The organism is Kocuria sp. CNJ-770, from assembly GCF_001942375.1.
Taxonomy (GTDB): domain Bacteria; phylum Actinomycetota; class Actinomycetes; order Actinomycetales; family Micrococcaceae; genus Kocuria; species Kocuria oceani.
Genome location: NZ_MKJW01000111.1, coordinates 131589 through 138983, shown reverse-complemented (window position 1 = coordinate 138983; position 7395 = coordinate 131589). Strand labels below are relative to the sequence as shown.

Genomic DNA, 7395 nt, shown 5'->3' with positions numbered 1-7395 from the left:
GGGTGATCGTGGTGCTCAACGACTCCGCCTACGGCGCCGAGCTGCACCAGTACGCCGCCAAGGGCCTGGACCCCACCGCGATGCTCATCGACGAGGTCGACTTCGCCGCCCTGGCCCAGACGATGGGCGCAGCCGGGACCAAGGCCACCACCCTGGCCGACCTCCAGCACCTGCAGCACTGGCTGGACACCCACGACGAGGGCGTCTTCGTCCTCGACGTGGCCATCTCCCAACAGGTCGTCGCCGAGTTCATGACCGCCTCCCTCACCGCCGGCAAACGGCTCTGACCCCCGCTCAGTCCGCCCCGCCGCCCCGGGGACCCGCCTCCACCGCCCGCACGAAGTCCGCGCACCGGCCCGGCCACCGCGCCAGCTCACCGGGGGTGCCCGCCACGTGCAGGGCGTCCCCGGGCAGGGCCGCGCGCAGCGCCCGGGCGGTCGACAGCGGATGGGTGGGGTCCTCCGACCAGGCCAGCACCAGGGTCGGCAGCCCGATCCGGGCCAGCTCCTCGACCGGCGGCAGATCGGTGGCGGCGGCACCGCGCAGCACGGTGGGGAGCAGAGAAGGGTCGATGCGCGGCGGGTGCGTCCCGCGGTCGGCCACGGCCGGCGGGCGGGGAGCGGCCCGCCCGGCCCGGAGGTAGGCCTCCAGGCCGTGCCGCTCCACCAGCTCCGCCCCCCGCCGGTAGGCCGCCGCCTGGCCGCGGCGGGAGGCCCACGCCGTGGACGGCACGCACAGGGTGAGGGAGCGGAAGCGCTCGGGCCGGGCCAGGGCAGCGTACAGCAGGGTGGCCGCACCCATGGACGGGCCGATGCCGTGCACCGGCTCCCCGGGCACCACGGCGTCCAGCAGGTCCAGCAGGTCCGCGGCCAGGCGCGGCCAGGCCCAGTCCGCCGCCACCGGCTCCGCCGCGGAGCGCCCGTGCCCGCGGGCGTCGAAGCGCACCGCACGGTGCCCGGCCAGTCCGGAGGCCAGGTCCAGGCCCCCGGCGGCGTTGGAGGCCCGGTCGGACAGCAGCCCGTGCAGCTGCACCACCGGGGGGCCGGAACCGGTCACGTCGTAGGCCAGTCGGCAGCGGTCGAGGTCGAGCGTCGGCATGCGGCCACGCTACGCCTGCATCGTGGACGCCGCTGGACCGCACACGCGTCCCGGGTGAGACTGCCCCTGACGCGATCGAGAGGTGCCCATGCGGCTGACCAACATCACGCACGCCCGGCTGCCCGAGGGGCGGCTCTCCAGCTGCACGGTCCCGGTCACGCGCACCGGCCGGCGGCTGCCGGTGTCCTTCGACCAGGGCATGCACGTGGGCGCCGGCTCCCGCCCGGGGACGTGGATGGGCGTGGCCCTGGAGCTGCCGACCCCGGTCCTGCACGAGGACCTGGGCCGCGCCTGGGCCGGTGTCGTGGCCCGCCACCACACGCTGCGCACCGTGTTCTCCACCGGCGACGACGGCGGCGTCCGGCTGCACGAGGCCCGCGACGCCGCGCAGCCGCTGTGGGCCCGCCACGACGTCGGCCCGGCCGGGACGCGGGCGGCCCTGCAGGAGCTGGTCGACGGCGCCTGTGCGCCCCTGGCCCGGCCCTCCCACCGGCTGTGCCTGGTCGAGCCGCCGGACGGTCCGGTCGTCGTCGTGCTCGCCGCCGACCACGCCCACGTGGACGCGTGGTCCCTGCCCGTGCTCGCGCGCGACCTGCTCGACGCCCTGGCCGACGTCCGCGCCGGGCGCCCGCCCGGCACCGACCGGCCCCCGGCGGCCTCCTTCGCCGAGCACACGCGCGAACTGGCGGCCCGCCCCGCGGCCCGGCCCGGGTCGCGCAGCGGTGGGGGCGGATCCTCGCCGACGGCGGGGGCACCATGCCGGTCTTCCCGCTCCCGCTGGGCGACCTCGCGCACCCGGCACCCGAGACCGTGACCACCCGGGAGGTCCTCGGCGCCCGCGCGCTGGCCCGTCTGGAGGCCCGCGCCGAGGCGCTCGGGGTGCGGCTGCTGGCACTGCTGGTGTCGGTGCTGACGCGGGCGACCCTGGAGCCGGCCGGGCGGCCGCTGCGCGCGGTGCTGCCCGTGCACAGCCGCACCGACCCGCGGTGGCGTGACGCCGTGGGCTGGTTCATCACCAACTCGGTGCTCGAGTGCGCGGACGCCGACCCCCGGGCCGGGCGGGCCGCCGTGCGCGAGGCCCTGGAGCTGGGCTCGCACGCGCTGGAGCCGATCCTGCGCCCGCACGGCGGCATGCCCGTCCCCGCGGGCATGTTCATGCTCTCCTACATGGACTACCGGCGCCTCCCGGTGAGCCTGCCGGCGGAGCTGCGGGCCCAGCACGTCTCCGCCTCGGCCCCGACCACGGGCGTGCAGGTCTGGTTCGTGGTCGGCGCGGACGGTCTGCACCTGCGGGCCCGCTTCCCCGGCACCCCGGCGGCCCGGTCCTCCGTGGAGGCCTGGCTCACCGCGGTCGGCGAGGGGCTGCGCGCGGAGGCGTCCGCCGCGCCCCGGGAGCGCTAGGACGCGGCGGGCCCGGCGGCCGGGGCGGCCGCCTCCGGCTCCTTCTGCCACGGCCACCGCCCGGTGATCTCGAGCTCCAGGGACCAGCTGAGGAAGGTGCGCACCAGCACGATCAGGGCCAGCACGCCCACGGACTCGAACGTGGGGGTGATCGCCACGGTCCGGATGATGTCCGCGGCCACGAGCAGCTCCAGGCCCAGCAGGATCGAGCGGCCGAGGCGCTGCCGGTAGTTCACGTAGGCGTCGTGGCTTCCGTACCGGCGGCCCAGCAGCTCCCGCACGGCCAGCAGGGACGCCACCACCGCCCCGATGACGATCGCGACGACCCCGGCGACGTCGACGACCTCCCCGACGAGCTCCATGGACTCCCGGAACGACATCCTGCACCTCCGTGACCCCGGCGGCGGACGCCGGATCGTGTCTGCACTGTGCGTGCGCTGAACTTCCGTGAAGACGCCAGGATCTCACGGACGCGGTCCCTGTTGACCCCGCGCGCGCGCTCATGCGATCGTAAGGTGAACGAACGGTCGGTTATTGCTGGGCACCGTCGCCCGCGACCGGCCCTCCCCGTCGCGACAGGAGTTCTGCCATGTCCTCAACCCCCCAGGCCTTCCTCGTCGGGGGGCGCGCGCACCCCCGTGGGCCGGTACGGCGGCGCGCTCTCGAGCGTGCGCCCGGACGATCTCGCGGCGCTGGTGGTCAAGCACGCGGTCACCGACGCCGGGATCGACCCCCACGACGTCGACGAGGTGATCCTGGGCAACGCCAACGGCGCCGGCGAGGAGAACCGGAACGTGGCCCGCATGGCCTGGCTGCTGGCCGGCTTCCCCGACACCGTCCCGGGGATCACGGTCAACCGGCTGTGCGCCTCGGGCCTGTCCGCGATCATCATGGCCTCGCACATGGTCAAGGCCGGGGCGGCGGACGTCGTCGTCGCCGGCGGTGTGGAGTCCATGTCCCGGGCCCCGTGGGTCATGGAGAAGCCCGCCACGGGCTTCGCCAAGCCGGGCGAGGTCTTCGACACCTCGATCGGCTGGCGCTTCACGAACCCGCAGTTCAAGAAGCAGGACAAGATGACCTACTCCATGCCGGAGACGGCCGAGGAGGTCGCCGCCGTGGACGGCATCACCCGCGAGGACGCCGACGCGTTCGCCGTCGCCTCCCACGAGAAGGCGATCACCGCGATCGACGCCGGCCGGTTCGCCCCCGAGATCGTGCCGGTGACCGTCACGGGCCGCAAGGGCGCCGAGACGGTCGTGGACACCGACGAGGGGCCCCGCCCGGGCACCACCGCCGAGGTGCTCGCCAAGCTGCGCCCCGTGGTCGCCCACGGCTCGGTCGTCACCGCCGGGAACTCCTCCTCCCTCAACGACGGCGCCTCGGCGATCCTGGTGGTCTCCGAGCGGGCCGCCGAGAAGTACGGGCTGGCCGCCCGCGCCCGGATCGTGGACGGCGCCTCCGCCGGGGTGGCCCCGGAGATCATGGGCCTCGGCCCCGTCCCGGCCACGCAGAAGGTCCTCGAGCGCACCGGGTGGGGCGTCGGCGACCTCGGCGCGGTCGAGCTCAACGAGGCCTTCGCCAGCCAGTCCCTGGCCTGCATCCGCCGCCTGGGCCTCGACGCCGGCACCGTCAACAACGACGGCGGGGCCATCGCGCTGGGCCACCCGCTGGGCTCCTCGGGCTCCCGGCTGGTCGTGACCCTGCTGGGCCGCATGGAGCGCGAGAACGCGGACCGCGGTCTCGCCACCATGTGCGTGGGCGTGGGCCAGGGCACCGCGATGCTCGTGGAGAAGCTCTGATGCCCGGCCCCGGCGAGATCCTGGGCGGGGAGTTCACCGCCCTGCGGCTCGAGGAGCGCGAGGACCGCCTGCACGTGGTCCTGGACCGCCCGGCCGTGCGCAACGCCATTGACGCGACCATGGTCGAGGAGCTGCACACCGTGTGCGGCCACCTGGAGCGGCACCCGAAGATCCTGCTCCTCTCCGGCACCGAGGTGAACGGCAAGGGGGTCTTCGCCTCCGGCGCGGACATCGGCCAGCTGCGCGAGCGCCGCCGCGACGACGCGCTGCAGGGCATCAACTCCCGGATCTTCGCCCGGATCCACCAGCTGCCCATGCCCGTGATCGCCGCGATCGACGGCTACGCGCTGGGCGGCGGCGCCGAACTGGCCTACGCGGCGGACTTCCGGATCGCGACCCCGCACCTGCGGATCGGCCAGCCGGAGACGAACCTGGGCATCATCGCCGCGGCCGGCGGGCTGTGGCGGCTCAAGGAGCTCGTCGGCGAGCCGGTCGCCCTGGACATCCTGCTCGCCGGGCGGATCCTCGACGCCCGGGAGGCCCTGGCGCTGCACCTCGTCACCGAGCTGCACGAGCCCGCCGACCTGGTGGGCGCGGCACACGCGCTCGCGGACCGGATCGGTGCCCAGGACCCCCTGGCCGTGCGGATCTCCAAGCGGGTCTTCGGGGCCCCGCCGTCCGCCCACCCGCACATCGACGAGCTGGCCCAGGCCGTGCTCTTCGAGTCGGAGGCGAAGTTCGACCGCATGCAGGCCTTCCTGGACCGCAAGAAGAAGTAGGAGCAGCAGCCGATGACCGAGAAGCACGCACTGTCCGTCCCCGCCGCCGTCGGCGTCCTGGGCGGAGGCCGCATGGGCGCGGGCATCGCCCACGCCTTCCTGCTCGCCGGGGCGCAGGTGACCGTGGTGGAGCGCGACGGCCGGGCCGCCGAGGCCGCCCGGGAGCGGATCGAGCGGGACCTGGCGAAGTCGCTGGAGCGCGGGAGCGTGGACGGCAACCTGGACGAGTGGTCCGAGCGCCTGACCGTGTCCCTGGACTCCGCGGACCTCGCCGGGTGCGAGCTCGTCGTCGAGGCCGTGCCCGAGTCCTGGGACCTGAAGGTCTCGGCGCTGCAGCAGGTCGAGCGGCACCTGTCCGGGACCGCCTGGCTGGCCACGAACACGTCCTCGCTGTCCGTGGACGGCCTGGCCGCCCAGCTCGCCCGCCCCGAGCGGTTCTGCGGCCTGCACTTCTTCAACCCGGTGCCGGCCTCCAAGCTCGTGGAGGTCGTGGTCTCGAAGCACACCGGCGAGGAGCTCAAGCGGCTGTCGGTGCAGTGGGTCGAGGGCCTCGGCAAGACCCCGGTGGTGGTCAACGACGCCCCCGGCTTCGCCTCCTCCCGGCTGGGCGTGGCGATCGCCCTCGAAGCCATCCGCATGGTCGAGGACGGCGTGGCCTCCCCCGAGGACATCGACAACGCCATGGTCCTGGGCTACAAGTTCCCGGTGGGCCCCCTGGCGCTCACGGACATCGTGGGCCTGGACGTGCGGCTGGGCATCGCGGAGTACCTCGAGTCCGAGCTCGGAGAGCGCTTCGCGCCCCCGCAGCTGATGCGGGACATGGTCGCCCGCGGTGAGCTGGGCCGCAAGACCGGCAAGGGCTTCTTCAGCTACGACGGGTAGCGCCCGCACCCCGTCGGCTCCGGCCGGGGCCGGTGCCCGCGCACGCCCGGGGCCGGCGCCGGCGACCTCCCGGAGGAGCGCGTCGTCGGGGGCGGGGCCTACTGTGGGCACCATGGACGCGCAGCCCGGGACCCCGGCCCCCTGGGAGGGGGCGATCAACGCGCGGCTCCTCGCCGGGGACGTGTGGCGGATGGGCCGCGCCGAGCGGCTCACGCCCGCGGGCTGGCGCGCCGCCGCCGCCGACGGGGTGCGCACGGTCGTGGACCTGCGCAACGCCGGCGAGCGCCGCCGCCGCCCCACCGATCCGGTGGACGAGCCGGCCGCCCGGGCGGGCATCGCCGTCCTGCACCGCCCGACGGAGGACCCCGCGCACCCCGAGTTCGCCCTCGTGGGCACCCCGTACCTGAACCACCCGCGCGGCTACCGCGACTACCTGCGGCTGTTTCCGGGACCGATCGCCGAGGCGGTGCGGGCGGTGGCGACCGCCGAGGGCGCCGTGGTGGTGCACTGCTCGGCCGGGCGTGACCGGACCGGGGTGCTCGCCCTGCTGCTCCTGGGCCTCGCCGGGGCCTCCCCGGAGCGCCTGCTCGCCGAGGACGAGCGGCCGCGCGCGGGATCAACGAGTGGCACCGGGTCTCGCCCGTGCCGCACCCGGTGGAGCGCCACCACCCCGCGGAGGAGCTGGCCGCGCTGCTCGCCGGGCGCCGGGCCGCCCTCGCCGAGCTGGTGACCGGGCTCGACGCCGAGCGCTACCTCCGCGGGGCGGGGCTGTCCGCCGGTGAGCTGGCGGCCCTGCGCCGCCGGCTCGGCCGCCCCGCCCCCGGTCCGGCTGCCTGATTCCGGCCGCAGAAGCCCGGTGCCCGAGCCCGGCCCCTAGCTCCGGTCCTTGAGGAAGTTCGTGATCCGCACCGTGCACAGCCGGGTGCCGTCCTCGTGCGCGATCACCACCTCGTGGCAGGTGAGGGAGCGGCCCAGCTGCAGGGCGGTGGCCGTGGCCGTCACGGTGCCGGTGCGGGAGGACCGGTGGTGGGTGGCGTTGACGTCGACCCCCACGGCCACCTTGCCCATCGTGGACGCGTGGATCACCGCGGCCCAGGAGCCCACGGCCTCCCCGAGCGCCACCATGGCCCCGCCGTGCAGCAGGCCCAGCGACTGCCGGTTGCCCGCCACGGGCATCGTGGCGACCACCCGCTCCGGCGACTGCTCGAGGACGGTGACGCCCATCTTCTCGTCCAGTTCGCCCAGGACGATCCGCCAGGGCTCGGGGGTCGCGCTCATGGCACTCCTCGGTGGCAGGGGACGGGGACCGCAGATTCCCTGTGGTCCCCGGGGTGTGACGTACGTTATCGTGGTCATAATACCGAACGATCGGTCAGGATGCCGGAGCGGGACCTCGTCCCGGCCCGGCACGCACCCGAGCGAAAGGACCACCCACC

Annotated in this window: 9 protein-coding genes and 1 pseudogene; 7 read left to right on the top strand and 3 right to left on the bottom strand. The window is 75.3% G+C overall.

Features of this window, described 5'->3' with window-relative positions; genetic code table 11:
• A partial coding sequence (locus BJF77_RS13460; RefSeq protein ID WP_255396263.1) for a thiamine pyrophosphate-dependent enzyme occupies positions 1 to 287 on the top strand: 287 nt, incomplete at its 5' end.
• Between the two features lie 7 nt (positions 288 to 294).
• Here the strand turns inward: BJF77_RS13460 and BJF77_RS13455 are convergent.
• On the bottom strand, positions 295 to 1098 hold the full coding sequence (locus BJF77_RS13455; RefSeq protein ID WP_047802122.1) for an alpha/beta fold hydrolase: 804 nt from the start codon (positions 1096 to 1098) through the stop codon (positions 295 to 297).
• 88 nt (positions 1099 to 1186) lie between these two features.
• Between BJF77_RS13455 and BJF77_RS13450 the strand changes: the two genes are divergently transcribed.
• Together BJF77_RS13450 and BJF77_RS13445 are read left to right on the top strand one after the other, a co-directional pair.
• On the top strand, positions 1187 to 1912 hold the full coding sequence (locus BJF77_RS13450) for a condensation domain-containing protein (protein ID WP_075872481.1): 726 nt from the start codon (positions 1187 to 1189) through the stop codon (positions 1910 to 1912).
• Complete coding sequence (locus BJF77_RS13445) at positions 1855 to 2499, top strand: hypothetical protein (RefSeq protein WP_075872480.1); 645 nt, start codon at positions 1855 to 1857, stop codon at positions 2497 to 2499. The genes BJF77_RS13450 and BJF77_RS13445 overlap by 58 nt, the downstream gene beginning before the upstream one ends.
• On the opposite strand, the gene BJF77_RS13440 is transcribed toward BJF77_RS13445, so the two are convergent.
• The gene (locus tag BJF77_RS13440; RefSeq protein ID WP_075872479.1) at positions 2496 to 2879 is read right to left on the bottom strand and encodes a DUF1622 domain-containing protein; all 384 of its coding nucleotides are present in this window, start codon (positions 2877 to 2879) and stop codon (positions 2496 to 2498) included. The two genes, BJF77_RS13445 and BJF77_RS13440, sit on opposite strands and share 4 nt — an antisense overlap.
• A gap of 209 nt (positions 2880 to 3088) precedes the next feature.
• Here BJF77_RS13440 and BJF77_RS13435 point away from each other — a divergent pair.
• The 4 genes and pseudogenes from BJF77_RS13435 (at position 3089) to BJF77_RS13420 (ending at position 6689) form a co-directional block, all read left to right on the top strand.
• A pseudogene (locus BJF77_RS13435) lies at positions 3089 to 4298 on the top strand (acetyl-CoA C-acyltransferase).
• Positions 4298 to 5077 (top strand): enoyl-CoA hydratase/isomerase family protein, encoded by a 780-nt coding sequence (locus tag BJF77_RS13430; RefSeq protein ID WP_075872478.1) that lies wholly within the window; start codon positions 4298 to 4300, stop codon positions 5075 to 5077. Before BJF77_RS13435 ends, BJF77_RS13430 begins: the two are co-directional and overlap by 1 nt.
• 12 nt (positions 5078 to 5089) lie before the next feature.
• Positions 5090 to 5959: a 3-hydroxyacyl-CoA dehydrogenase family protein gene (locus tag BJF77_RS13425; RefSeq protein WP_075872477.1), complete on the top strand. Its 870-nt coding sequence runs from the start codon at positions 5090 to 5092 to the stop codon at positions 5957 to 5959.
• Positions 5960 to 6071: 112 nt separating this feature from the next.
• Positions 6072 to 6689: a tyrosine-protein phosphatase gene (locus tag BJF77_RS13420; protein ID WP_255396261.1), complete on the top strand. Its 618-nt coding sequence runs from the start codon at positions 6072 to 6074 to the stop codon at positions 6687 to 6689.
• A gap of 143 nt (positions 6690 to 6832) precedes the next feature.
• Here the strand turns inward: BJF77_RS13420 and BJF77_RS13415 are convergent, their stop codons facing one another.
• Positions 6833 to 7237 carry a hotdog fold thioesterase gene (locus BJF77_RS13415; RefSeq protein ID WP_075872476.1) on the bottom strand — a complete coding sequence of 135 codons (405 nt, stop codon included), beginning with the start codon at positions 7235 to 7237 and terminating at the stop codon, positions 6833 to 6835.
• Positions 7238 to 7395 lie beyond the last annotated feature (158 nt).